Below are 24,003 nucleotides of genomic sequence, written 5' to 3'. Positions count from 1 at the left end.
CAGTCAAAGCGTGACGGGTATCACCATACGCCAATGAAAAGGCCGCGCAAGCGCGGCCATTTTCAGGATGTTGACGGGGGCGTGATGCTTACATCTCGACCCGGCGCGCGGACAGGAACTTGCCGCTCCAGTAACCGCTGGCCAGGGTGTCCACCCGCACATCCTTGCCGCGGCTGGGGGCATGCAGGAAGCGGCCCTCGCCGACATAGATGCCGACATGGTCCACGCGCTTGCCGTTGCGGCCGAAGAACACCAGGTCGCCCACGCTCAGGGCGCTGCGCTCGATCGCCTGGCCATTGGTGATGCTGGCCATTTCACGCGAGACGCGCGGCAGTTCGATGCCCAGGGCGGTACGGAACACGTAGCTGACCAGGCCGGAGCAGTCAAAACCGCCTTCCGGGCTGCTGCCACCCCAACGGTAGGGGGTGCCGAGCAGGGACATGGCGCGGCTGAGCAGGGACTGGCTCTTGCTGTTGCCGGCCTCGCCCTCGGCGCCCAGCGGGGCGCCCTGGCCGGCATCGTAGGCGGCCATCAGGCGGCCCAGGTCGCCGGCAAACATGGCCGAGCGGTCCATCAACGGGATGGTGTCGCTGGCGGCCAGATGCGGCAACAGGGCGGCCAGGGTGGCGGTGGCGGCGGCATCGGCGCGGGCGCGGGCGCCGCTGACCGGGCTGGCCGGCAAGGCCGGTGCCGGCGCAGCTTCGGCAGCCGGGGTGGTGGCGGTATCGTTTTGTGGGGTGGCCTGGGCCAGGGCGGGCAGTGCAGCCAGCGTCAGTGTGAGCAGGGCGGTCAGGCGCAGCGGGGAGCGCTTTGGCGCTGCTTGGGGCAGTCGTTCAGTCGTCACGCGGCGGTCACAAAAAAAGATTGAGGCCGATAGTGCCGCACTTTTTGATGGGAAACGTAGGTTTTTCGTTAAAAAATGGTTAAAAGTTGACGAGCTCGTCACAAAACCCGCTTTGCGCCGCTGTAATGGCGTTGCCAATACGGGTTGCTCAAGGCGTCCAGGCGCACCGTGCCGCCGCTGCTGGGCGCGTGCACAAAACGCCCTTCACCGACATAGATGCCCACATGCCAGACATCGGCGCCGCTGCCGAAGAACACCAGGTCGCCACTGCTCAGGCGCTCCGGGGCGATCTTCGGCCCCTGCACCCGGGCCAGCTCGCGCGAGGTGCGCGGCAGGCGCAGGTCGAGCATGTCGGCAAACACATAGGTGACCAGGCCGGAGCAGTCAAAGCCACTGTCCGGGGTGTTGCCGCCGTAGCGGTAGGGGGTGCCGACCAGGCCCAGGGCGCGGATGGTGACCGAGGTGGCCTGGAAGGGATCACCGCCCCGCACCGGTTGCGCGGCGGGGCCGGCGCTGGGGCGGTCGGCCACCGGCGGGCGGCTGCTGCAGGCCACCAGGCCCAGTGCGAGCAGGGTGGTGCAGGCGAGTCGGGCGGAAACTGGCATGTAAGGCATGGAGTCCGGATAATGGTTGCCCTGTCGTTGCCGGTCATGATGTCGGCAACCCCGGCGGCAGATCAAGCCGCGCTTACCGGCTGCCCAGCAGCCCAACCCGAGTTTTGTCATGAAGATCGAAAAAGACCGCGTTGTCCGCTTCCACTACACCGTGTCCGAAGTCGGCCAGGAGCCGATCGAGTCGTCCAAGGACCGCGGCGAGCCGATGGCGATCCTGATCGGCCACAACAACATCATCCCGGGCCTGGAAAAGGCCATGATGGACAAGGAAGCTGGTGAGTCGATCAGCGCCGACGTGCCGGCGGCCGAAGCCTACGGCGAACGCCGTGAGGGCCTGACCCAGCGCGTGCCGAAGAAGCATTTCGGCACCGCCAAGGTCGCCGCTGGCCAGCAGGTCGTGCTGCAGACCAACTTCGGCCCGCGCGCCGTGACCGTAGTCAAGGTCGGCATGAGCGTGGTCGACGTCGACCTGAACCACCCGATGGCCGGCAAGGACCTGCACTTCGACGTGGAGATCGTGGAAGTGCGCGAGGCCAGCGAAGAAGAAATCGCGCACGGCCACGTGCACGGTGCCGGCGGCCACCAGCACTGATGAGCATGTACAGACCGCCGTTTGTGGTGGTTTGAGTGCATGATGCAGACGACCCGCTCCGGCGGGTCGTTTGCGTATGGATCGCCCCAAAAGGAGCCAGTGCCCCGATGTCTTCCAGCCCGCCGTTGCCTCCCCCGTTGTCGCCGCCATTGCCGGCCGGCCCGCAGACCGATCGTCTGCCTGGCCTGGATGCGGTGCGTGGCTTTGCCCTGCTGGGCATCCTGTTGATGAACATCGAGGGCTTCAATGGCCCGTTGTGGCTGTCCGGTGCCGGGATCGAGCCACAACAGACCGGCTGGGACCGCTGGATCGACACCTTTATCTATGTGGTGGTGCAGGGCAGCTTCTTCCCGCTGTTCTCGCTGCTGTTCGGCATCGGCTTTGCCCTGATGGGCCAGCGTCTGCGCGCGCGTGGGGCCGGTTTCACCCGGATCCACCTGCGGCGCATGGCCTGCCTGCTGGTTATCGGCCTGCTCCACGGGGTGCTGGTGTGGTCCGGTGACATCCTGCTGATGTATGCCTTGCTCGGCCTGCTGTTGCCGGCCTTTGATGTCCTGCCCAGGCGCTGGCTGGGCTGGGCCGGCGCGCTGGGCATCGGCTGCGCGGCAATGGCCTTGCTGCTGATGGGGCTGCTGATGAGCCTGATCGCGGCCAACCCGGACAGCGAGGTGCTGCGCAGTGTGCACGAGCAGGTCCAGGCCCAGGTGCAGGCGCAGGTCCAGGCCTATGGCCATGGCAGTTACTGGCAGGCGGTGCAGCAGCGTGCGGCCGATGTGGCCGCCAGCCTGCAGAACCTGCTGGTGATCGGTGGGCAGCTGCTCGGCCTGTTCCTGATCGGTGCCGGGCTGGTCGGCACCGGGGCCCTGGCCGATCCGGCCGGTCATGCCCGGACCTGGGCCTGGTTGCGCTGGGCGGCGTGGCCGGCCGGCCTGCTGCTCAACCTGTGGGCCTGGCACAGCTCGCCGTACAACCCGCCGTGGGAACTGGGCATGACGCATATCCACGCCCAGCTGCTCAAGCTGCTCGGCGGTAGCCTGATGGGCCTGGGCTGGCTGGCCTGGGGCCTGCGCTGGCAACACCGGCTGCGTTGGCTGCAGCCGGCCGGGCAGATGGCCCTGAGCACCTATCTGGGGCAGTCGCTGGTCTGCACCCTGGTGTTTTACGGTTATGGCCTGGGCTACTTCGGCCAGCTTGGTCGCAGCGGGCAACTGCTGTTTGTGCTGGCGCTGTTCGCCGTGCAGGTGCTGCTGGCCCGCTGCTGGCTGCGCTGTTTCACACAAGGGCCGGTGGAATGGCTGTGGCGTGCGGCCACCTACGGCCGCGTCAGCGCCTTGCGCCGTCGTTGAAGCGTTGTGCGGCCAAAGCGGTAGCGCGTGCGTGCAACACCGTGCCGGCCGCAGCTGCATGCAGCGTGGCTGACGCCAGCCATGGCATGCTGGCCCCATGCAGGTGTTGCCTGTGCCCGGGTGGTTGCGCGCGGTGATCTGGCCTCGCCCCGGGCCATGGCACGCCTGCCTTGTTGCCAGGAGTGTTTTGCATGAGTGATCAACAAACCGATCTGGTGGTCATCGGCGGTGGTTCCGGCGGGCTGGCCAGCGCGATCCGCGCCGCCCGCCATGGGGCCAGGGTGACCCTGCTCGAGCCGGGCGCCATCGGCGGTACCTGCGTCAATGCCGGTTGCGTGCCGAAGAAGGTGATGTGGGAAGCAGCGCAGCTGGCCGGCCACCTGCCGCGTGCCCGTGCCCTCGGGCTGGACCTGCCTGAAACGGTGGCGCTGGACTGGGGCCGGCTGGTGGCCGCGCGGCAGGCCTATATCGCGCGTATCCATGCCAGTTACCAACGCACTTTTGATGGCCTGCCCGGGCTGCAGGTGCTGCCCTTGCGGGGGCGCCTGCTTGGTGAGGGACGCATCGCCACCGATGACGGCGGCCAGTTGCAGGCGGCGCAGATCATCCTTGCCCCCGGTGCACGGCCGCATCTGCCGCAGTTTCCCGGCAGCCAGTGGCTGCACTCCTCCGATGATGTGTTCGCCTGGCAACAGCGCCCGCAACGGGTGGCGATCATCGGTGGTGGTTATATCGCCGTCGAGCTGGCCGGCCTGCTCAATGCGCTGGGCAGCCAGGTACACCTGCTGGTGCGCGGCAAGGGGCTGCTGGATGGCTTTGACCACGAGCTGGCCGAGCACTTGGCCGCGTCGATGGCCGCCCACGGCGTGCAGCTGCATTTCGGCGCCCGCCTGCAGGGTCTGCACGGCCAGCCGGGGGCCTTGCAGCTGCGTGGTGACGGCCTGCCCGATGGCCTGTTCGATACCGTGGTGGCGGCCACCGGGCGCCGCGCCAACACCGATGGCCTGGGCCTGGAGCAGGCCGGGGTGGCGCTGGATGAGCGTGGTTTCATCCGCACCGACCCGGCCAGCCTGGCCACCAGTGCCAAAGGCATCTGGGCGGTCGGCGATGCCAGCGGCCAGCTGGCCCTGACCCCGTTGGCCGTGGCCCAGGGGCGGCGTCTGGCCGATGCGCTGTTCGGCCCCGGGGCCGGCCCGGCGATCAATGCCGAACTGGTACCCAGTGTGGTGTTCTCGCACCCGCCGCTGGGCAAGGTCGGCCTGGACGAAGCCACGGCACGCGAGCGCTTTGGCCAGGTGCAGGTGTACCGGGCCAATTTCCGCTCGCTGGAAGAAGGCGCCGGCGGTGGCCAGCAGCGCCACCTGTTCAAGGTGGTATGCACCGGCCCGGAGCAACGGGTGGTGGGCGTGCACCTGCTGGGCGAGGGCAGTGACGAGATGCTGCAGGGCTTTGCCGTGGCCCTGCAGTGCGGCGCGCGCTGGGCCGATTTCCAGCGCACCGTGCCCATCCATCCCACCGCCGCCGAGGAAGTGGTGCTGGCCAAGTAAGCAGGTATGGCAGGCCCCTGCCCGGGACCCGGGCAGGCGGCCGATAATGCCGGTTGTCCTGGCCGATCCTGTCGATGTGAGTACTGTCCCTCCACGCGCACTGCGTATTGATCCTGCCCCCACGGCCCGCCGTCTGGCCCTGTCCGGCCTGGCCCTGGCGGCGATCGGGGCGGTGGCGGCCTCGGGCAAGGCGATCATCGTCAAGCTGGCCTACCGTCACGGCATTGATGCGATGTCGCTGCTGGCCTTGCGCATGCTGGTGGCGTTTCCGTTCTTTGTGTTGATGGGCCTGTGGGCGACGCGCCGTTCCCACCAGCGTCTGGACTGGCGGCAGTGGCTGCAGGTGGCCGGGCTGGGCTTCAGTGGCTATTACCTGTCCAGCTATCTGGATTTCCTCGGCCTGGCCTACATCAGCGCCACCCTGGAGCGGCTGATCCTGTATTTGAGCCCGACCCTGGTGATGCTGATTGCCCTGGTCGTACTGGGCCAGCGCCCCAGCCGCAGCCAGTTGCTGGCGCTGCTGGTGAGCTACGGCGGGGTGTTGCTGGCCTTCGGCCATGACATCGCTTTTGACGGCCGCGCCACCGTGATCGGCAGTGGCCTGGTGTTTGCCGGGGCACTGAGCTATGCCATCTACCTGTTCGGCAGCGGCCAGGTGGTGGCGCGCATCGGTGCCCTGCGCCTGACCGCCTATGCCAGCGGCATTGCCAGTGTGCTGTGCGTGGGCCAGTACCTGCTGACCCGCCCGGCCGGTGACCTGCTCGGTTTCGCTGCGCCGGTCTACACCCTGTCGCTGGTCAACGGCACGCTGTGCACGGTGCTGCCGGTGCTGGCGATCATGATCGGGGTCAAGCACATCGGCCCGGCCCTGGCTGCCCAGGTCTCCATGCTCGGCCCGGTCTCCACCATCGTGCTCAGCGTGTGGCTGCTGGGCGAGCCGATGGGCCTGTGGCAAAGCATCGGCACCTTGCTGGTGCTGGCCGGGGTGCTGTTGCTCGGCCGTGGTGCGGGGCGGCGCTGATGGACGCGGCCGGACGTATCGTCGCGGTGATTGCGGCCATTCCCGCCGGCCAGGTGCGCTCGTATGCGCAGGTGGCGGCGCTGGCCGGCCTGCCCGGGCATGCGCGTCAGGTGGCCCGGCTGCTGGCCGGCAGTGGCGGCAGCCTGCCATGGCACCGGGTGCTGCGTGCCGATGGCCGCATCGCCTTTGCCGCCGGCAGCGAGCAGGCTCTGGCGCAGACGCGTGCGCTGCAGGCTGAAGGGGTACTGGTGGTCGGCAACCGGGTGGGCGCGGCATGGCGGCCGGCCCGGGCGCTGGACGCCTGGCTGTGGCAGGGCGATCACTCCGGCCCGGTATGATGGGCGGTCCTTGATTTGTGGAGTTGTCATGCTGTCGCGTATTCCTGCGATGACCCGGGCCCTGCTGATTGCCAATATCGCCATGTTTGTCCTGCAGCTGGTCTTCGGTGACGGCCTGACCGATGCCCTGGCGTTGTGGCCGCTGGGCAGCGAGCCGCGCAATCCGTTTGAAAGCACCGGCACCTTCATGCCGTGGCAGCTGCTGAGCTACGGTTTCCTGCATGGCGATTTCATGCACCTGTTTTTCAACATGCTGGCGCTTTTCATGTTCGGCCCGCCGCTGGAAGCGGTCTGGGGCGAGCGCCGGTTTGCCACCTACTTCCTGGTGGCCATCGTCGGTGCGGGCATCTGCCAGTTGCTCCTGGCCGCCCTGACCGGCAGCCAGGCCTCGGTGATCGGCGCCTCCGGTGCGGTGTATGCGCTGCTGCTGGGCTACGGCATGTTGTTCCCCAACCAGCGGGTGATGCTGCTGTTCCCGCCGATCCCGATGAAGGCGCGCACCTTCGTGATCCTGTTCGGTGTCGGTGCGCTGTTCCTGGGCATGACCGGGCTGCAGCCGGGTGTGGCCCATTTTGCCCACCTCGGCGGCATGATCACCGGTTGGCTGCTGATCCGGCACTGGCGCAACGGCGGTGGCCGCCGCGGTGGTGGTGGCAGTGGCGGCGGCAAGCGCGACCACCTGCGGGTGATCAAGTAACCCTGAGCGCACGCTCGCAGACCAATGACAAAAGGCGCCTTGCGGCGCCTTTTGTCTGTGTGTGCCCGGGCGTTGTTACGGCCAGAACTGCACCTGCTCGGTGTCGGGCAGCTGCATCGGCTGGCCGGCACTGCAGCCGAAGGCCTGGGCAAAGGCGGGCAGGTTGGCCACGCTGGCATTGACCCGCACCGGGCCGGGCAGCTGCACTTCGGCGGCCTGGCGGGCGATGGCCTCGTTGGGCGAGACGGCCTGCGGCCACAGCCGCGCCCAGGCGGTGAAGAAGGCCTGGGCCTGGCTCTTGTCCGCTTCCGGTTCGATCCCCTGCCAGGTCTGCCAGGCCAGGCTCAGCCCGGACAGGTCGGCCATCGCCGATTCGCGCACGTTGGCCGGATGCACCTTGGCATCGCGCACGCCCGGATAGGCCAGGCCGGACAACTGGTTGCCCAGACGCTCGGCCAGCAGGTTCCAGGCGGTCTGGTCGGCGGGCGTCCACCAGCTGCGCAGTTCGCCACGGGCATCGATCAGGGCGCCCTTGTTGTCGATGGCGCGGGTCAGTTCGTGGCCGACCAGGGCGCCGAAACTGCCGAACTTGGCCGCGGTGCTGGCCGCCGGGTCGAACACCGGCGGTTGCAGGACCGCCGCGGTGGCGATCAGGCGGTTCTGCGCGATGTCATAGGCCAGGGCCGGCTGCTGCGGCAGCACGTCCCAGCGGCGGTCGGCATTGGCCTGGCCGATGCGCTTCATTTCCTCGCGGTGACGCCAGGTCGAGGCGATCAGCATGTTGCCGCCGAAGCTGCCGCGGCCCATCGGCTGCACGCTGTAGTCCAGGTCGCGCTGCGGCGCGCCGATCTCGATCTTCATCGCCTCCAGCTTGGCCCGTGCTTCGCTCTTGGCTGATTCACTCAGGTTGGGGTTGCGCACCAGGGCGGCGATCTGCGCATCGCGCAGCTTGTCGATGATCAACCCGGCCTGGCGGCGGTCGGCACTGGTCAGGTGGGTGGCGGTGTACTCGCGGCCGAGCATCGGCCCGGCGGCCAGGTTGACCGCCTCCAGCACATGCTCCCAGCGCGCCGGGGCGATGGTCTGGCCACGCAGCAGGCGGCCACGGAACTCGAATTCGGCCTCGCGGTAGGTACGCGACAGGTACGGGGCCATGGCATCACCCACGCGCCAGCGCAGGTAGGCCTTCCAGTCGGCCACCGGGCGGTTCTTGACCAGCCCGTCGAGCGCGGCAAACACCGCCGGCTCGGCCAGCGAGACCTGCTCGGCGGTGACCCCCTGGGCCTTGAGGAAGTCGCCCAGGCGCAGGTTGCGGTACTGCCGGTCCAGCCCGGCCACCGGCACCGGCGCGTAGTTGTTGAACGGGTTGTTGATCTGGGCCAGGGCCTGGGACGGGGTGGCCAGGGCGGTTTCCATGGCCAGCACCGCGTTGGCTTCGGCTTCCAGGCGGCCTGCCGGGGTGCCGGTCAGGGCCAGGATCTGCTTGATGTAGTCGCGGTAACGGCTGCGTACGGTCTGGATGTCGGCATCGTTGCGGGTATAGAAGGCCGGGTCGGGCAGGCCGGTGCCGCCCTGCATGAAGTAACCCAGGTGGCGGTCCAGCGCCTTCAGGTCGACATCGGCGCCGAAGTTGAAGGCCACCGGGATGCCGACCTGGTGCAGGGCGGCGATGGTGGCCGGCAGGTCGCGGTTGCGGCCCAGCGCATTGATGCGGGTCAGCAGCGGAGCGATCGGATTGGAACCATCGGCCTCCACCGCCGCTTCATCCAGGCCGGAGGCCCAGAAATCACCGAGCAGCTTCTGCACGTTGTTGGCCGGCTGCAGGGCAGCGGCATCGAGCAGGGCTTTTTGCTGGGTGTTGGCATTGCCCACCAGCTGGCCCAGGGCGCTGACCGCACCGGTGGCCGGCACCGGGTTGGCGCTCAGCCAGTCGGCATTGCTGGTGGCATAGAAATCGGTGCAGGCCGGCGGCACGGCCGGCGCCCGCGCCGCGCGGCGACGCTGGGCCTCGGCATCGGTGCTGGCGGCCAGGCCACTCAGGCCCAGGCAGAAGGTGATGGCAACAACGAGCGGACGGTTGACGATCATGGGCAGCCCGGCTTGGCAAGGAAGCGCTGAGTGTAGCAACAGCGCCGCGGCTGTCATTGCCCTTGCCAGGGTCCGGCAACGGCAAGGGCCCGGTGTTGCCACCGGGCCCTTGCTGTCCATCGGCAGTGCGCTGCCTTGGGCGGCTTACCAGATCACGATGTGGTCATCGCCCTGGCGGCTCATTGCGCTGCCGGCCTTGCACTGGAAGGCGGCGGCAAAGGCCGGCAGGTTGGACGGGGCACCGGAAGCACGGAACTGGGCCGGCGCGTGCGGGTCGGTGGCCAGGCGCACCTTGGCGTTTTCCGGGGTGTACTTGGTGCGCCACACGGTGGCCCAGTTGGCGAAGAAGCGCTGGTCGCCGCTCATGCCGTCAATCGGTGCCACTTCCTGGCCGGCGGTGGCCGCCTTGTAGGCGTCGTAGGCCGTGGCCAGGCCGCCGAGGTCGGCGATGTTCTCGCCCAGGGTCAGCGAGCCGTTCACGTGCTGGTCGCCCACGGTGTACTGGTTGAACTGGTTGACCAGCTTGCCGGTCAGGCCGGCAAAGCCCTTGGAGTCGGCATCGGTCCACCAGTTCTCCATGTTGCCGGTCGGCCCGAAGCGGCTGCCCTGGTCATCGAAACCGTGGGTCATCTCGTGGCCGATCACCGCGCCGATGCCGCCGTAGTTCAGGGCGTCATCGGCATTGGGATCGAAGAACGGCGGCTGCAGGATCGCGGCCGGGAACACGATCTCGTTGGCCAACGGGTTGTAGTAGGCGTTGACCGTCTGCGGGGTCATGCCCCACTCGCTCTTGTCCACCGGCTTGCCGATCTTGGACAGGTTGAAGCGGTAGTTGAAGGTGTTGGCGGCGCGCACGTTGGCCAGGTAGCCGTCGCGGCTGGTGGCCAGGCCGGACAGGTCACGCCACTTGTCCGGGTAGCCGATCTTCGGGGTGAAGGTGGCCAGCTTGGCCAGGGCCTTGGCCTTGGTCTGCGCGCTCATCCAGGCCAGGTTCTCGATGCGGCCCTTCAGTGCGGTGGACAGGTTGGCCACCAGGGTTTCCATCTTGGCCTTGGATTCGGCCGGGAAGGCCACCTGCACGTACATCTGGCCCAGGGCTTCGCCGGCACCGGATTCAATGGTGCCCAGCACCTTCTTCCAGCGCGGGGTCTGCTCGGCCTGGCCGTTGAGGGTCTTGCCGTAGAACTCGTAGTTGGCGGCGACGAAATCGCTGCTCAGGAACGGCGAGGCGCCATCCACGGTGTGGAAGCGCAGGTAGGCCTGCCAGGTACCGATGTCGGTATCGCCCAGGGCAGCGCTGACTTCCTGATGGAAGGAGGGGATGGCCAGGGAGAACTTGGCCGGGGCGGCCACGCCCTGGGAGGCGAAGAACTCGGTCCAGCTGAAGTTCGGGGTCAGCTTGTCGGCATCGGCCAGGCTGACCGGGTTGTAGAACAGCGACACGTCGCGGCTCAGTTCCACGCTGGACTTGGAGGCCTTGGCCAGGCGGGTTTCAAAGGCCACGACCTTGGCTGCCTGCTCGTTGGCAGAGGCTGCATCCACGCCGGACAGGGTCAGCACGCGGGCCACGTGGGCCTGGTAGGCGTCCAGCTTGTCCTTCTTGGCCGCATCGGTGTAGTAGGTGGTGTCCGGCAGGCCCAGGCCGCCCTGCATGGCGTAGGCGATGTTGTTGGCCGAATCGGTGAAGTCGGCCTCGGCACCGAAGCCGAACAGCGGGTTGAAGCCCTTGGCGGCGTTGTCGCGCAACCAGGCGGCAACGGACTTGCCGTCGCTCAGGGCGTCGATGGCGGCCAGGTCGGCGCTCAGCGGGGTGATGCCGGCGGCATTGACCGCGGCCTCGTCCATGCCGGTGGCCCACAGGTCACCGACGATCTTCTCGATGCCGGTGGCATTGCTCATGGCCGCTGCCTGTTCGGCCAGCTGGTGCTGCACGGCGACCGAGCGCTCGTCCAGGATGGTGAAGGCGCCCCAGCTGGTGCGGTCGCCCGGGATGGCGTTGGCGGCTAGCCACTTGTTGTTGACGTAGCCGCCGAAGTCGGTGCAGGCGTCGATGGACGGGTCCAGGTCGGCCGCGGTGAAGGCGTTGTAGGCCGGCAGCTTGGATTCGTCCAGGGTCAGGGTCGGCTTGGCGGCCGGGGTCGCGGCGGTGGTGGCGGCGGGCTCGTCGCCACCGCAGGCTGCCAGGGCGCCGGCCACGGCCAGCGACAGGATCAGGAGCTTGGGAGTACGGGTATTCACTGCGGTGGCCTCCGGCCGGTTGGTGCATGCCCACGCATGCATATTTGTTGCAGACGATACGCCGGTTCGGGCACGTGCAGGGGTGTCGGAGGTCATGCCCGTGGCCTGGCTCCAGGTCACGCGGGCCATGCAGTCCATGGCGCTTGACCCTTGCGCTCAGCTGCCGGGCTGTACCATAGGCACCTGTTTGATTACCGATCGAGTTGCCGTGGTTGCCCAGACCCTTACCCCGCCATCCTCACGCGTCGTCCAGGCCGGCCTGAAGCCGCATCCGCGCATCGCCAATGTCATTGCTGTCGGCTCGGGCAAGGGCGGGGTGGGCAAATCCACCACCACGGTCAACCTGGCCCTGGCCCTGCAGCAGATGGGCGTGCGTGTGGGCGTACTGGATGCCGATGTGTATGGCCCCAGCGTGCCGCTGATGCTGGGCCTGTCCGGCCGCCCGGAAAGCACGGATGACAAGAAGATCGTCCCGATGCGCGCGCTGGGTGTGGACACCATGTCCATCGGCTACCTGATCGAGGACGATTCCCCGATGATCTGGCGTGGCCCGATGGCTACCCAGGCCCTGACCCAGTTCTTCAACGACACCCTCTGGGATGATCTGGATGTGCTGCTGATCGACCTGCCGCCGGGCACCGGTGACATCCAGCTGACCCTGTCGCAGAAGATTCCGGTGGCTGGTGCGGTGGTGGTGACCACCCCGCAGGAAGTGGCCACCCTGGATGCGCGCAAGGCCATCGCCATGTTCGAGAAGGTCAAGATTCCGGTGCTCGGCCTGGTGGAAAACATGGCCGTGCATGTGTGCAGCAGCTGCGGCCATGCCGAGCACATCTTCGGCAGTGGTGGTGGCCAGGCCATGGCGCAGCGCTACAACGTGCCGCTGCTGGGCTCGCTGCCGTTGGATGTGGCCATCCGCGAACAGGCCGATGCCGGTACGCCGATCGTCGCCGCCCAGCCTGACGGTACCGTCAGCCAGGCTTATGCGGCAGTGGCCAAGGCGTTGATGACGCAGCTCGGTGGCCTGCCGCGTGCGCAGATCGCGTTGAATACGTTGATCAGCTGAGGGCCACCCTGCCGACCGCACAGGACAAGGCGACCGCCACGGTCGCCTTTTTCATGCCGGCAATAACGGCCCGCGCAATGGTTTCATCGGCACAGCCAAATGACAAAGGGCGGCCAATGGCCGCCCTTTGTGTGTTGCTTCAGCTCGGATCGCGGGCGATCAGAACTTGTACTTCAGGCGCACGTACGGGGTACGGCCATACAGGTCGTACTGGGTAGCGAACGCCGGCATGTTGCCGTAGCGGGTTGCGGCACCGGTGGTCATCAGAGCCGGCTTGGTGTCGAACACGTTGGACACACCGACCAGGATCTGCCAATCCGGCTGGTCGTAGGAGAACGAGGCGGTGTGGTAGAAGCGCGCATCAGCGGTGATGTCACGACGCGAGTTCGGACGGCCCTGATAGGTGAAGGTATCGGTGATGTCGGTGTTGCTGGTCTCGCCGATGTAGCTGGTCAGCCAGTTCCAGGTCCAGTCGCCACGCTTGAAGTTCAGCGCCAGGTTGGCCACCAGGTCCGGACGGCCGACGTAGTTCAGCTGGTCCGAATCGGACAGGCCGCTGGCTTCTGCACTGTCAAACAGCTGGCTGACGTCTTCCAGGGTGTAGGTGACCTGGGTTTCCAGGCCGAACTTGCCGTAGCTGAACTCATGATCCCAGTTCAGGGTCATGTCCCAGCCGCGGGTACGCTGCTTGTTGATGTTGACGTACTGGGCATACACCTCGCGGATGCTGTGAGCATCAGCGCCGGTGGCCGGGTTACGGACCAGCAGGCTGCAGAAGGTGTTCGGGAAGTTGGCGGCACCGTAGCAGCCGCTGACGATGTCACCGGCACCCAGCGAGGCAATCTGGCCATTGACCTGGTAGTCGAAGTAATCCAGGGCGATGCTCAGGTTGGCAAAGGCCGGGGTGAAGACGATGCCGGCGCTCTTGGCCTTGGAGGTTTCCGGCTGCAACTGGCCGGCACCGCCGCTGGTGAACACGGTGGCGCTGCTGCCAACACCAGCGTAGTCACCCGGGATGCCGACGGCGGCGCAGTTGGCGCGCAGCTGGTCGTTGCTGCTTTCGTCCCAGCGGATGCACGGGTCGATCGCGGTCTGGCCCAGGAAGCCGGTCTGGTTGCCCAGGTACAGCTCGTACAGGCCCGGGGCACGGTAGGAGGTGCCGATGGTGCCGCGCACGCGCAGGGCAGAGTTGACCTGCCAGTTCATGCCCAGCTTCCAGACGTTGTCCGAGCCGTCAACGGTGTCGTATTCGAACACCCGACCGGAGGCATTGACGCTCAGCGATTCGATGCCGGTCACGCCCTTGATCAGCGGGAAGTCCAGCTCGACGAAGGCTTCCTTGACCTTGTCGTCACCCTTGGTCACGTTGGCACTGGAGGAGCCCCACAGCTGGCCGTTGCGCGACAGTTCGCCCGGCTGGTCGTCGATCTCGTAAGTGCGGTATTCCAGGCCGACGGCGCTGCCCACCGGGCCGGCCGGCAGCTGGAACAGCTCACCACTGAAGATGGCGTTGACGATGCCCTGGTCGTAGGTGGTCTTGCCGTGGTCCCACTGACCCAGAATGCTGACCAGCTCATCAACCTTGGCGCCACTCAGGTAGCCCGGGTCGAAGTAGTTGGCAGCCGGGGTGGTGCCAGCGCCCGGACGGCTCAGGTCGCCGGTCAGGGCATTGTTGATGCCCAGGCTGCTGTAGTCGCCGCTGGAACGGCTGTAGTTGGCATTGACCTGCCAGCCCCAGCTGTCGCTGCCCGAGAACAGGCCATCCAGCTTGTTGGCGACATAGATGTAGTCAACCTGCACGGCCGACTTGGAGTGGAACGGCATCACCGGGTTGGCGTAGGCAAAACCGGCGCCGGCCGGGGCGGCCACGATCGGGAAGAACTGGCGCCAGGAGAAGTTTTCGGTCTCGCGGCGGTTGAACAGGGCCTGGGCCTTCCAGTTCACGTCACCGAAGCCGAAGTCAGCGGCGATATAGGCCGACTTGCGCTCCTGACGGTTGATGATGTGCGCATTGCCGTAGTCGGCAAAGTTCAGCGGATCCTGATAGGAGGCCTGGGCGCTGTTGGCATAGGTGGTGTTCTGGCGCGGGGCATAGCCGGCGAACGGACCAACGGTGCTGCCATCGCGGGTCGGCACGTAACGCACGGTGCTGCCGTATTGGTCGATCACGTTGTGCAGCATGTTGTTGCAGCCGGCCAGCGAGGTGCCGGCATTGATCGAGTTGTCCACGCGATCAATGCGGTTGCCGTTCTCGTCCATGGCCAGATCTTCAGCACAGGCCAGGAAGTCGCGCTCGCCGCGGGTCAGTTCATTGTGGCGGTACCACTCGGCAGCGGCGACGATCGAGCCGTTGTCGAAGTTCCAGCCATTGGCCAGCGAGGCCGAGAACACTTCGCCGCCGCCGTGCTGCGGGATACGCGAGGTCACGGTCAGTTCCGGACGGTCGAAGTTCTTCTTGGTGATCAGGTTGACCACGCCGGCCACAGCGTCGGAGCCGTAGATCGAGGACGAACCGTCCTTGACGATTTCAGCACGCTGCAGGATGGCGGTCGGGATGACGTTCAGGTCGAACGCGCCGACGGCACCACGGGTACCGGCCGGGCCCGGGCGCTGGCCGTCCAGCAGGACCAGGGTGCGGTTGGCACCCAGGCCGCGCAGCGAGAAGGTCTGCACGCCGGTGCCGCCGTCGACGACGAAGCCGCCGAACTGGTGGTTGATCTGGGTTTCGGCAGCGCCGATGGCCGACTTCTGCAGGAACTCGCCGACGTTGACCTGGCCCTGGGCCTGGTTGGCTTCGGTTTCGATGGTGAACACCGGCGAGGTGGTCTCGTAATCCGGGCGACGGATCAGCGAGCCGGTGACCTGGATGCGGTCCAGATCGGTCGCGCCGGCCTTCGGGGCCGGCTGGGCCGGGGCTTCCTGGGCCATGGCCAGGCCAGCGGTAGCCTGCAGGGCGGCGACGACGGCAACGGTCAGCGGCAGGCGACCGAAGCGGGAATTTGTTTTCTTCATGTGTCTCTCCGTGAATCTGTTACAGCTGAGTTAATTGAGTGTATGTGCAGGCTTAACGTAAACGCAACATTAACATCACATTTTTTTGTGCAGCGTTCGCTGGTTCTGTCGTCACTGCATTCAGGTTTGGCGTTACAAGCCGCCGGGCCCGCACTCGTCACGCAGGAAGGATTCCATCAGGGTCAGGGTCTGCTGCGCATGGCGCGGGTACCACGGCATGCTGTGCGGCATGTCGGCAATCAGCTCGAACTTCGCCGGCACCTTGCCCTTGATCGCGTTGTAGAAACCGCGGGCATGGAAGGCCGGTGTGCGTACGTCACGGTCGCCCACGTACAGCAGGGTCGGCAGCACGGCCTTGTCGGTGTTGAGCATCGGATCCATGCCCTTGACCGTGCGGCCCTGCAGGATCCGCTGCAGGCGGTTGTCGCTCCAGCTGGTGCCCAACCGGCCCAGATCGGTGACCGGAGCGCCGGAAATCGCGCACTGGTACGGGGAGGGCGAACGCACAGCGGCCGCCGCTGCGGCAAAGCCACCATAGGAGTAGCCGAAGATGGCGATGCGGTCGGCATCGGCGATCTTCTGCTCGACCAGCCACTTGGCGCCGTCGTCCTTGTCATCCTGCATGGCCAGGCCCCACTGGTTGTCACCGGCCATCCACAGGTCACGGCCAAGCCCGGCCGAACCGCGGTACTGCGGGCGCAGTACGGCATAACCACGCGAGGTCAGGAACGGCACCCAGCCCGAACGATCCCAGCCGGTGTAGTCACGCGCCCAGGGGCCGCCATGCGGATGGATGATGGTCGGCAGCGGGCCCTTGTCGGCGCTCCAGCCGGCCGGCAGGTCGAGGATGGCCGGGATCTGCTTGCCGTCGCGCGCAGGGTAGGTGACCCAGCGCTGTTCGCCAATGCTGCTGGTGTCCAGATCGGGAAGCTCAGCGCCCAGGGCAATCAGGCGACGACGATCGGCCAGTACGTGGTAGCTGGGCGGGGTGTCATGGGCGCTGACGCGGAACAGGACGCGGCTCTTGTCATCGTTGTAATCGATGATGTTGATGTCCTTGCCGGCAAAACTGCCCTGCAGTGCGGCCTGCAGCTGCTCCATGGTGGTATCGGTATAGACCGTGCTGACCTGTGGGCCGTTGACGCGGAAGCCAAGCACCTGGTTGAAGTCACTTTCGTGCTGTCCGAAGACAACATCAGCGATGTCGAACTCCGGATGGGCGGCCAGTACGTCCGGCAGGTACTGCTGTGCCTTGGGGTCGTACAGGCGCAGCTGCGCGTGCTCGGAGAACTGATCGGTAATGACGTAGAAGTTGCCGGTCGCATCGTCGATGCCCTCGACGCTGACGGTATAGCGTTCGGTCAGACGGGTGCTCAGCGGCTTGTGCACCACGAACTGGCCGTTGGCATCACGGATCAGGACCTGCACTTCGTATTCCGAGCCGCCAACCGGCTCGATCTGCGAACGGGTCAGCAGGTCGCCGCTGCGCGGATGGAACAGGCCGGGCGAGGAACGGCCACCGCCACTGAACAGCAGTTCGCTGTTGCCGGTACGCAGGTTGTAGCGCAGGTAGTTGGAGCTGAAAGAGGTCGGATCCAGGCGCGAGATGATCACGTGCTCCGGATCCAGCGGCAGTGCGTTGGCCAGCGATGCCGTGCCGGCCAGCTCCAGGCAACGCAAGGTGGCCTCGCTGACGCCGGTGGTGCGCTTGTTGCTGGCAAACGCCTCGTCGAACTGGCTGTGTTCCAGGTTGGTCAGGTAGGCCTTGCTGATGAAGGTCTTGGTCGAGCCGGTGGAGTTGCCTTCACCACAGCCGCCCAGGGCTCCGGTCCATTCCTGGCGCGCAATGGCCAGGATGTGGTCACCCTTCAGGGCATTGGCTGCAATGAATTTCATGCGGTCGGCCGACGGGGTGATCCGGGTCGGGCCGGCTTCCAGGCGGTCCATGCTCCAGCTGGCCAGGGCGGTGTTCTGCCCACTGGCATCGCCCGGGGCGGCGATCAGGGCCACCAGGGTCTTGCCATCCGAGCTCATGGACACCGACTGGATGGCGGGCAGGCGCGCCAGTTGCTCTGCCGGGATCGGCCCGGCGACGGCCGAGCCGGCAGCGAAGGTGGTGCCCAGGGTGAGGGCGAGGGCCAGTGCCAAGGCCCGAGGAGCCTTGCTGGTCATGGTGGAATGGCGCAGATTGATCATTTTTAATGCTCTGTTCATGTATTGCTGGGCGAAAGCTAACAGAAACTGATCATTTTCAACACCGCCAGCAGCTGGTGCAGGCCGGGGCTGGCCTGTCAGAATCAGCGCTGATCCGGCGCCCGCCGGCCACCGCTTCAGGAGCCCCATGAGCATCAAGAGTGACCACTGGATCCGCCGGATGTCCGAGCAGCACGGCATGATCAATCCGTTCGAGCCGGGCCAGGTCAAGCACGGCAGTGACGGCAACCGCATCGTCAGTTACGGCACCTCGTCCTACGGCTATGACGTGCGCTGCTCCAACGAGTTCAAGGTGTTCACCAACATCAACTCGACCATCGTGGACCCCAAGCGCTTTGACCCGGGCAGCTTTGTCGATGTGGTCGGCGATGAGTGCATCATTCCGCCCAACAGCTTCGCCCTGGCGCGCACCGTGGAGTACTTCAAGATCCCGCGCGACGTGCTGGTGGTGTGCCTGGGCAAGAGCACCTATGCCCGCTGCGGCATCATCGTCAACGTGACCCCGCTGGAGCCGGAGTGGGAGGGTCATGTGACCCTGGAGTTCTCCAACACCACGCCGTTGCCGGCGCGCATCTATGCCAATGAAGGCGTGGCGCAGATGCTGTTCTTCCAGTCCGACGAGGTCTGCGCCACCTCCTATGCCGACCGCGGCGGCAAGTACCAGGGGCAGACCGGGGTGACCCTGCCGCGGACCTGATGCGGGCAGGATCAACGAAAAAGGGCGCCGGATGGCGCCCTTTTTGTGTCTGTTCGCAGCGCGGTTTACTTGCGCTTGAACAGCATGCCGATACCGCAGGCCACCAGGATGGTCGGCCACCAGGTGGCCAGGATGGCGCCGAGGTTGCCATCGATCCAGCCCAGGTTGCGGGCCAGGAAAAACAGGCCGACCAGGATCAGGACGACGGCGGCAAACAGATTCGAACCCATGGTGATGGCGGCAGCTCGTTGGAGGACAGGTGCTTATCCTAGCCGCGAACGCCAGTGGGCGACACGTTCGGCCAGGGCTTCAGGGGTGAATCGCTCGGCCGCGCCCGAGCCCCATACCGGGCCCGGCCAGGCGGCGTCTTCCTCGTGCCGGCCGACCACATGGATGTGCAGCTGGCGCACGATGTTGCCCAGCGCGCCGATGTTGACCTTGTGCACCTTGGGTTCCTGGCGGATGGCCCGGCCGGCGCGGTTGAGTTCGCGCAGCAGCAGCTGCTGCTGCGCGTCATCCAGCTCGGGCAGCTCGGTCAGGCCGGCAATGCGCGGCACCAGCACCAGCCACGGGAAGCGGGTGTCATTGATCAGGCGGATCTGGGACAACGGACCATCGATAACGAACACACTGTCGGCAAGCAGTCGCGCATCAAGCTGGAAATCACAATCCACGGTTGCGGTATCGGTCATTTCAGTTTCTCGCTGAAGAAGGCCAGGGTGCGGTCCCGCGCCAGGTCGGCGCTGGGGGCATGGTAGTTGCGGCCCACCTCGCGGTTGAAGGCATGGTCGGCTGGATACACGTATACAGGCATCGCCGGCTGCTTTTCACGATGCAGTGCAACGACGTCGGCCGGGATGGAGGCATCGAGCAGGCCGAAGTGGAAGATGCACGGGGCCTTGAACGGGGCATCGAGCAGGGGCGCGTTGCGGGCGCCGTAATAGCTGGCCGAAGGCAGGCCCAGGCGCTGCGCGGCGAGCATGGCTACGGTGCCGCCCCAGCAATAGCCAGAGGTGCCGACCTTGCCGTACTTGCGCAGGTAGGTCGCGGCGCTGTCCACCACGTCCAGGGCGCGTTCCAGGCCCAGCTCATCGACCAGGGCCTTGCCGCGCACGGTGTCATCGGGGCTGTAGTCCAGCTCGGTGCCCGGGGCGCTGACCAGGTCGAAGAAAGCCGGGGCCAGCACCGCGTAGCCGGCCATCGAGGCGCGGGTACAGACCGCGCGCATGTGCGCGTTGACGCCGTAGATCTCCTGGATGATGACCAGGGCGCCGCGCGGGGTGCCCAGTGGCAGCTGTTCCCAGGCATGTACAACGCCGTGCGGGGTGGAAAGTTCGATCCATCGGGACATGGGGGGCGGCCTATGTGAAGAACTGGTGTTGACATTAGCAGGCCGGCCCCTCGCTTGCAGGTGTGGAAAGTATGGTGGGCGGATGCTCAGGCGCAGGCGGCTATAATGTGCCGTTTGCGCCCGCGCCATCCCGGTGGCGGCGCCCCGATTGCTTGAGTCCCATGTCCAAGACCAACCCCAAGGTGGGCTTTGTCAGCCTCGGCTGCCCGAAGGCCCTCGTCGATTCCGAACGCATCCTCACCCAGTTGCGGGTAGAGGGGTACAACATCGTCCCGTCCTACGATTCGGCCGACGTGGTGGTGGTCAATACCTGTGGCTTCATCGAGTCGGCCGTGGCCGAATCGCTGGACGCCATCGGCGAGGCGATGAACGAGAACGGCAAGGTCATCGTCACCGGCTGCCTGGGCAAGAAGTCGGAGATGATCCGCGAGCACTATCCCAACGTGCTGTCGGTGTCCGGCCCGCAGGACTACACCACGGTGATGGAAGCGGTGCATGCGGCCATCCCGCCCAAGCACGATCCCTTCATCGACCTGGTGCCCGATTACGGCATCAAGCTGACCCCGCGTCACTACGCTTACCTGAAGATTTCCGAGGGCTGCAACCACCGCTGCAGCTTCTGCATCATTCCCTCCATGCGTGGCGACCTGATGAGCCGCCCGGTGGACGAGGTGCTGCGCGAGGCCGAGCGCCTGGTCAAGGGCGGCGTGCGCGAGCTGCTGGTGGTCTCCCAGGACACTTCGGCCTATGGCGTGGACCGCAAGTACGCCCCGGGCACCTGGCGTGGCAAGGAATACGCCACCCGCATGAAGGCCCTGTGCGAGGGCCTGGGTGAGCTGGATGCCTGGACCCGCCTGCACTACGTCTACCCGTACCCGCACGTGGACGACGTGGTCCCGCTGATGGCCGAAGGCAAGATCCTGCCCTACCTGGACATCCCGTTCCAGCACGCCTCCCCGCGCATCCTCAAGCTGATGAAGCGCCCGGGCGCGGTGGACAAGACCCTGGAGCGGGTGCTGCGCTGGCGGCAGATCTGCCCGGACATCACCGTGCGCTCGACCTTCATCGTCGGCTTCCCGGGCGAGACCGAGGCCGAGTTCGAGGACCTGCTGGGCTTCTTGAAGACCGCCCAGCTGGACCGCGTCGGTGCGTTTGCCTATTCGCCGGTGGAAGGCGCCACCGCCAACGCCCTGCCGGACCAGCTGCCAGAAGAAGTGAAGCAGGAGCGTCTGGCCCGCTTCATGGAAGTGCAGGCCGAAATCTCCGCTGCCAAGCTGGAAGCCAAGGTCGGGACTGTGCAGCAGTGCCTGGTCGATGTGATCGAGGACGGCATTGCCGTGGCCCGTTCCAAGGCCGATGCGCCGGAAATCGACGGCCTGGTGCATATCCAGAACGGTGAGCAAGCCGGCCTGCGTGTGGGCCAGTTCGTGGATGTGGAAATCACCGACTGCGATGAGCATGACCTGTTCGGTGATGCCATTGCCGCTGAAGAGCCCACCGGCCCGGCGTTCAACCTCAAGGTGCTGTGAGCCAGGGCGACGTCCGGCTGAAGCGACAGGGCGGCCATGTGCCGCCCTGTTGCGTTGGCAGGGCAGTGGCGTGGGCCGGCAGCGGCCGGGCGCGCGCAGGCGGTGTACGCGTGATGGCGGCACAAGGCCGCAGGGCATGAGCGGGCAAGGCAGTGCATCCCGGCGCTTCGTGCCACCGCTGCGCGGGCAGGTGCAGGCGGCGTGTTTCGATCACCCGCTGCTGGCCCCGTTCGCTGCCTGGGCGGATCTGATCCGGGCACCACACTGGCCGGACATGGCCGCACTCAATGCCGCCGCGCCGGTGGCCGGCGCATGTTTTGTGGCCCAGGACGCGGCACTGCTGGCCGATGGCCTGCACTACGAGCAGCGCATTGCCGCCGGGCGCATCGCCACCCGGGCGCAGAACTGGCACGACTTTTTCAATGCCCTGGCCTGGGCCCGTTACCCGGCGATCAAGCGGGCCTTGAACGGGCGCCAGTGCGCGGCCATTGCCGAGGTCGGCAACAAGACCCGCAATGCTGCCCAGCAGGCACTGACCCAGTTCGACGAAAGCGGCCTGGTGGTGCGGGTGCGCGATCCGGCGCTGCTGGCCGCCTGGGATGCGCACCACTGGCAGGCCCTGTTTGTCGACCAGGCACCGGCCTGGCAGCGCGGCGACATCGCCGTGGTCGCCAGCTTCGGCCATGCCCTGCTGGAGCAGTGCCTGCTGCCGGGCCGCCGCTTGGTCGGCAAGGCCCTGGTGGTGGTCGGTGAGGACGATGCAGCCGCGATCGCCCACGTGGCCGGTGCAATCGCCGGCGCGCGCGTGCTGCAGGCGGCCAGCGAACTACGGCCGCTGCCGCTGGCCGGCATTGCCGGCTGGCAGGCGGCGCAGGATGCCGCCTTCTACCGTGATGCCGATTACTTCCGCCCACTGCGCGAGGGGCGGGCCTATCCGTCCCCGTTGCAGGTGCCGGGCTGAAGCCCGGGCTCAGCCTTCGTAGGCCACGTCCACGATCACAAAGCCGGTGCGGCCACCGGGCAGGTCCACCTCGAACTCATCGTCAACGCGTTTTTTGAGCAGGGCGCGGGCCAGTGGCGAATCGATGGAGATGTAGCCGGTCGGCGCATCGGTCTCGTCCGGGCCGACGATGCGGTAGGTCAGCTCGCTGCCGTCATCAATGCGCTCCAGCACCACGCTGGCACCGAAGAACACCGCTTCCGGGTCACTGGGCGCACCTTCGACCACGCGCAGCACTTCCAGCCGCTTGGACAGGTAGCGCACGCGGCGGTCGATCTCGCCCAGCTGCTTCTTGCGGTAGGTGTACTCGGCGTTCTCCGAGCGGTCGCCTTCGGCGGCAGCATCGGCCAGGGCCTTGACCACCTCCGGGCGGCGCACGCGCCACAGCTCGTCCAGCTCGGCCTTCAGCCGGTCGTGGCCGGTACGGGTGATCAGGGCAGTGCTTTTCTCGCCCGGTGGGCGCCAACGGCTCATGGGACAGGCATGTGTAACGACGGGGTGGCAAGGATAGCCGTTGCCGGTGCAGGCCGGCCATGCTGCCGTTGGCTCAGGCCGGGGTATCGGCGGGCAGGGTGGCCAGCGCAGCGTGCAGGCGCCGCTCGAGCTCGGCGCTGGGCTGGCTGCCCAGGCCCTGGGCGATGAGCTGGCGGGCGGCGGCCACGTCGCCGTGCAGGTCGCAGGTCAGCAGCGCCGCCTGCAATGCCCAGCCGGCCGCACCGGGCGCTTGCCGGTGCTGGTGCAACAGGGCGCGCAGGCCGTCGTGTGCCAGTTGGCGTTGGTTGCGTTCGCTGGCCAGCTGCACCAGCTGTTCGGCCGTGCTGGTCAGGGTCGGGCAGAAGTGGGCGTCCTCGGCCAGTGCCGCACGCCACAGGCCCAAGGCGCGTAGGCTCTGCCCGGACTGCAGCAGGTGCAGCAGCCACTGCCCGGTATGGGCCTGTCGCTCGGCCAGCGGTTGATCGGCCAGCAGTGCCTGCAATTGTTCGTGCACGGCATCGCCGGCCGGGCTGCTGCGCACGCTTTGCTGCAGCAACTGGCGTGCGCTGTCGCGGCGGCCCTCCTGCAGCAGCCCGTCGACCTTGGTCAGCAGCGCCTGGTCGGCGCGTTCGGTGGGGCTGGGCAGGCGTTCTTCTGAAGGAGCGCCATCGGCCTGGAAACCCAGTTCGTGGCGGTGGCTGTGCACCATCACCCCGAGCAGGCGGAAGCTGGCTGCCAGCGCCATGGCGTAACCGAAGGTGGACAGCGGCCAGGCCAGCACCCCGGGCAGGCCGCGGTGGGCCAGGGCATACAGGAGCAGAGCAGCGAACTGCAGCACGCCGATCAACAGCAGCGATACGGCGTAAGGGCCGGCAATGCGTTGCAGGGTGAATATGGCGGTGGCCGGGTTCAGTGCCTGGCGCAGGCTGCCATCCAGGGCCAGCGAGATCAGCCACACCGGGTGCAGTACGAACAGCAGGGCGGTCAGGCCCAGCATCGCCCACGCACCGAACAGCACCGTGCCGCAGATCACCGCGGCCAGGCACAGGACCATCAGGGCCACCAGGCGCAGTACGCCGCCATCGAACAATTCACCCAGCTGCTCGGGCGGGGCCGGGTTGCCGTGCGCGCTGCGGCGCAGGATCTCGAAGCCGTAGCCGTAGGTGGCCAGCCAGGTGATGCAGAGCATGATCGTGCCGACCAGCCCGGGCAGGGAGGCCAGTACCGAGAACAGACTCAAGGCGGCGCTGGCCAACAGCACCGAGGCGTGCAATGGGTACAGCAGTACCTGCGGCAGCTGTTCCCAGAACGGCAGTTCGCGCCGGGTGGCAGGGC

The 24,003-nt window shown here is 66.8% G+C and carries 21 protein-coding genes; 10 read left to right on the top strand and 11 right to left on the bottom strand.

Annotated elements, in window-relative coordinates; translation table 11 throughout:
- Positions 1 to 88: 88 nt before the first annotated feature.
- Both ABB30_RS08580 and ABB30_RS08575 read right to left on the bottom strand, forming a co-directional pair.
- Positions 89 to 844: a C40 family peptidase gene (locus tag ABB30_RS08580; RefSeq protein WP_152980653.1), complete on the bottom strand. Its 756-nt coding sequence runs from the start codon at positions 842 to 844 to the stop codon at positions 89 to 91.
- Positions 845 to 942: 98 nt separating this feature from the next.
- Entirely contained in the window at positions 943 to 1,449 is a 507-nt protein-coding gene (locus tag ABB30_RS08575; RefSeq protein WP_245626466.1) for a C40 family peptidase, read from the bottom strand.
- 118 nt (positions 1,450 to 1,567) lie between these two features.
- On the opposite strand from ABB30_RS08575, the gene ABB30_RS08570 reads away from it, so the two are divergent.
- From ABB30_RS08570 to ABB30_RS08545, 6 genes are all read left to right on the top strand, one after another.
- Positions 1,568 to 2,050: an FKBP-type peptidyl-prolyl cis-trans isomerase gene (locus tag ABB30_RS08570; protein ID WP_057637889.1), complete on the top strand. Its 483-nt coding sequence runs from the start codon at positions 1,568 to 1,570 to the stop codon at positions 2,048 to 2,050.
- A gap of 107 nt (positions 2,051 to 2,157) precedes the next feature.
- The gene (locus ABB30_RS08565; protein WP_083489772.1) at positions 2,158 to 3,396 is read left to right on the top strand and encodes a DUF418 domain-containing protein; all 1,239 of its coding nucleotides are present in this window, start codon (positions 2,158 to 2,160) and stop codon (positions 3,394 to 3,396) included.
- A gap of 191 nt (positions 3,397 to 3,587) precedes the next feature.
- On the top strand, positions 3,588 to 4,943 hold the full coding sequence (locus ABB30_RS08560) for a glutathione-disulfide reductase (RefSeq protein ID WP_057637887.1): 1,356 nt from the start codon (positions 3,588 to 3,590) through the stop codon (positions 4,941 to 4,943).
- A 76-nt stretch (positions 4,944 to 5,019) separates the two neighbouring features.
- Complete coding sequence (locus ABB30_RS08555) at positions 5,020 to 5,964, top strand: DMT family transporter (RefSeq protein WP_245626465.1); 945 nt, start codon at positions 5,020 to 5,022, stop codon at positions 5,962 to 5,964.
- A complete protein-coding gene (locus tag ABB30_RS08550) occupies positions 5,892 to 6,302 on the top strand; it encodes an MGMT family protein (RefSeq protein WP_425477389.1) in 411 nt (136 codons plus the stop codon). The genes ABB30_RS08555 and ABB30_RS08550 overlap by 73 nt, the downstream gene beginning before the upstream one ends.
- 28 nt (positions 6,303 to 6,330) lie before the next feature.
- A complete protein-coding gene (locus tag ABB30_RS08545; RefSeq protein WP_152980652.1) occupies positions 6,331 to 6,999 on the top strand; it encodes a rhomboid family intramembrane serine protease in 669 nt (222 codons plus the stop codon).
- A gap of 75 nt (positions 7,000 to 7,074) precedes the next feature.
- Here ABB30_RS08545 and ABB30_RS08540 read toward each other — a convergent pair whose 3' ends face one another.
- Together ABB30_RS08540 and ABB30_RS08535 are read right to left on the bottom strand one after the other, a co-directional pair.
- Positions 7,075 to 9,087: a M13-type metalloendopeptidase gene (locus ABB30_RS08540; protein ID WP_057637884.1), complete on the bottom strand. Its 2,013-nt coding sequence runs from the start codon at positions 9,085 to 9,087 to the stop codon at positions 7,075 to 7,077.
- A gap of 144 nt (positions 9,088 to 9,231) precedes the next feature.
- A complete protein-coding gene (locus tag ABB30_RS08535) occupies positions 9,232 to 11,367 on the bottom strand; it encodes a M13 family metallopeptidase (RefSeq protein WP_057637883.1) in 2,136 nt (711 codons plus the stop codon).
- Between the two features lie 166 nt (positions 11,368 to 11,533).
- Here ABB30_RS08535 and apbC point away from each other — a divergent pair, with 166 nt between their 5' ends.
- Positions 11,534 to 12,391 carry an iron-sulfur cluster carrier protein ApbC gene (gene apbC / locus ABB30_RS08530; protein ID WP_245626464.1) on the top strand — a complete coding sequence of 286 codons (858 nt, stop codon included), beginning with the start codon at positions 11,534 to 11,536 and terminating at the stop codon, positions 12,389 to 12,391.
- 159 nt (positions 12,392 to 12,550) lie between these two features.
- Here apbC and ABB30_RS08525 read toward each other — a convergent pair whose 3' ends face one another.
- Positions 12,551 to 15,403 carry a TonB-dependent receptor plug domain-containing protein gene (locus tag ABB30_RS08525; RefSeq protein ID WP_057637882.1) on the bottom strand — a complete coding sequence of 951 codons (2,853 nt, stop codon included), beginning with the start codon at positions 15,401 to 15,403 and terminating at the stop codon, positions 12,551 to 12,553.
- Positions 15,404 to 15,535: 132 nt separating this feature from the next.
- Positions 15,536 to 17,599: an alpha/beta hydrolase family protein gene (locus tag ABB30_RS08520; RefSeq protein ID WP_245626463.1), complete on the bottom strand. Its 2,064-nt coding sequence runs from the start codon at positions 17,597 to 17,599 to the stop codon at positions 15,536 to 15,538.
- Positions 17,600 to 17,744: 145 nt separating this feature from the next.
- Between ABB30_RS08520 and dcd the strand changes: the two genes are divergently transcribed.
- Positions 17,745 to 18,314 (top strand): dCTP deaminase, encoded by a 570-nt coding sequence (dcd, locus tag ABB30_RS08515; protein WP_057637881.1) that lies wholly within the window; start codon positions 17,745 to 17,747, stop codon positions 18,312 to 18,314.
- A 65-nt stretch (positions 18,315 to 18,379) separates the two neighbouring features.
- Here dcd and ABB30_RS16620 read toward each other — a convergent pair whose 3' ends face one another.
- Genes ABB30_RS16620 through ABB30_RS08505 form a run of 3 tightly spaced genes read right to left on the bottom strand, consistent with a single transcriptional unit; the run spans position 18,380 to position 19,665 of the window.
- Positions 18,380 to 18,544 (bottom strand): LiaI-LiaF-like domain-containing protein, encoded by a 165-nt coding sequence (locus ABB30_RS16620; protein WP_169788484.1) that lies wholly within the window; start codon positions 18,542 to 18,544, stop codon positions 18,380 to 18,382.
- A gap of 33 nt (positions 18,545 to 18,577) precedes the next feature.
- Entirely contained in the window at positions 18,578 to 19,006 is a 429-nt protein-coding gene (locus tag ABB30_RS08510; RefSeq protein ID WP_057637880.1) for an HIT domain-containing protein, read from the bottom strand.
- Positions 19,003 to 19,665, bottom strand: coding sequence for a dienelactone hydrolase family protein (locus ABB30_RS08505; protein WP_057637879.1), 663 nt, complete (start codon positions 19,663 to 19,665; stop codon positions 19,003 to 19,005). Before ABB30_RS08505 ends, ABB30_RS08510 begins: the two co-directional genes overlap by 4 nt.
- 161 nt (positions 19,666 to 19,826) lie before the next feature.
- Between ABB30_RS08505 and rimO the strand changes: the two genes are divergently transcribed.
- Both rimO and ABB30_RS08495 read left to right on the top strand, forming a co-directional pair.
- Positions 19,827 to 21,194, top strand: coding sequence for a 30S ribosomal protein S12 methylthiotransferase RimO (gene rimO / locus ABB30_RS08500; RefSeq protein WP_057637878.1), 1,368 nt, complete (start codon positions 19,827 to 19,829; stop codon positions 21,192 to 21,194).
- 136 nt (positions 21,195 to 21,330) lie between these two features.
- The gene (locus ABB30_RS08495; RefSeq protein WP_057637877.1) at positions 21,331 to 22,155 is read left to right on the top strand and encodes a DUF3025 domain-containing protein; all 825 of its coding nucleotides are present in this window, start codon (positions 21,331 to 21,333) and stop codon (positions 22,153 to 22,155) included.
- 9 nt (positions 22,156 to 22,164) lie between these two features.
- Here the strand turns inward: ABB30_RS08495 and greB are convergent, their stop codons facing one another.
- Both greB and ABB30_RS08485 read right to left on the bottom strand, forming a co-directional pair.
- Entirely contained in the window at positions 22,165 to 22,668 is a 504-nt protein-coding gene (greB, locus tag ABB30_RS08490; RefSeq protein ID WP_057637876.1) for a transcription elongation factor GreB, read from the bottom strand.
- A gap of 73 nt (positions 22,669 to 22,741) precedes the next feature.
- Positions 22,742 to 24,003, bottom strand: a 1,262-nt coding sequence (locus tag ABB30_RS08485) for a DUF4013 domain-containing protein (protein WP_057637875.1), incomplete at its 5' end; no start/stop codon positions are given.

This window comes from Stenotrophomonas ginsengisoli (genome assembly GCF_001431485.1).
Classification (GTDB): Bacteria; Pseudomonadota; Gammaproteobacteria; order Xanthomonadales; family Xanthomonadaceae; genus Stenotrophomonas; species Stenotrophomonas ginsengisoli.
This window is presented reverse-complemented; position numbering and strand designations above follow the sequence as displayed.

Coding starts and splice junctions, on each gene's coding strand:
- ABB30_RS08575 (WP_245626466.1), bottom strand. CDS start 1,449: ATGCCAGTTTCCGCCCGACTCGCCTGCACCACCCTGCTCGCACTGGGC.
- ABB30_RS08570 (WP_057637889.1), top strand. CDS start 1,568: ATGAAGATCGAAAAAGACCGCGTTGTCCGCTTCCACTACACCGTGTCC.
- ABB30_RS08565 (WP_083489772.1), top strand. CDS start 2,158: ATGTCTTCCAGCCCGCCGTTGCCTCCCCCGTTGTCGCCGCCATTGCCG.
- ABB30_RS08560 (WP_057637887.1), top strand. CDS start 3,588: ATGAGTGATCAACAAACCGATCTGGTGGTCATCGGCGGTGGTTCCGGC.
- ABB30_RS08545 (WP_152980652.1), top strand. CDS start 6,331: ATGCTGTCGCGTATTCCTGCGATGACCCGGGCCCTGCTGATTGCCAAT.
- ABB30_RS08540 (WP_057637884.1), bottom strand. CDS start 9,087: ATGATCGTCAACCGTCCGCTCGTTGTTGCCATCACCTTCTGCCTGGGC.
- ABB30_RS08535 (WP_057637883.1), bottom strand. CDS start 11,367: ATGCATGCGTGGGCATGCACCAACCGGCCGGAGGCCACCGCAGTGAAT.
- ABB30_RS08525 (WP_057637882.1), bottom strand. CDS start 15,403: ATGAAGAAAACAAATTCCCGCTTCGGTCGCCTGCCGCTGACCGTTGCC.
- ABB30_RS08520 (WP_245626463.1), bottom strand. CDS start 17,599: ATGATCAATCTGCGCCATTCCACCATGACCAGCAAGGCTCCTCGGGCC.
- dcd (WP_057637881.1), top strand. CDS start 17,745: ATGAGCATCAAGAGTGACCACTGGATCCGCCGGATGTCCGAGCAGCAC.
- ABB30_RS16620 (WP_169788484.1), bottom strand. CDS start 18,544: ATGGGTTCGAATCTGTTTGCCGCCGTCGTCCTGATCCTGGTCGGCCTG.
- ABB30_RS08510 (WP_057637880.1), bottom strand. CDS start 19,006: ATGACCGATACCGCAACCGTGGATTGTGATTTCCAGCTTGATGCGCGA.
- ABB30_RS08505 (WP_057637879.1), bottom strand. CDS start 19,665: ATGTCCCGATGGATCGAACTTTCCACCCCGCACGGCGTTGTACATGCC.
- rimO (WP_057637878.1), top strand. CDS start 19,827: ATGTCCAAGACCAACCCCAAGGTGGGCTTTGTCAGCCTCGGCTGCCCG.
- ABB30_RS08495 (WP_057637877.1), top strand. CDS start 21,331: ATGAGCGGGCAAGGCAGTGCATCCCGGCGCTTCGTGCCACCGCTGCGC.
- greB (WP_057637876.1), bottom strand. CDS start 22,668: ATGAGCCGTTGGCGCCCACCGGGCGAGAAAAGCACTGCCCTGATCACC.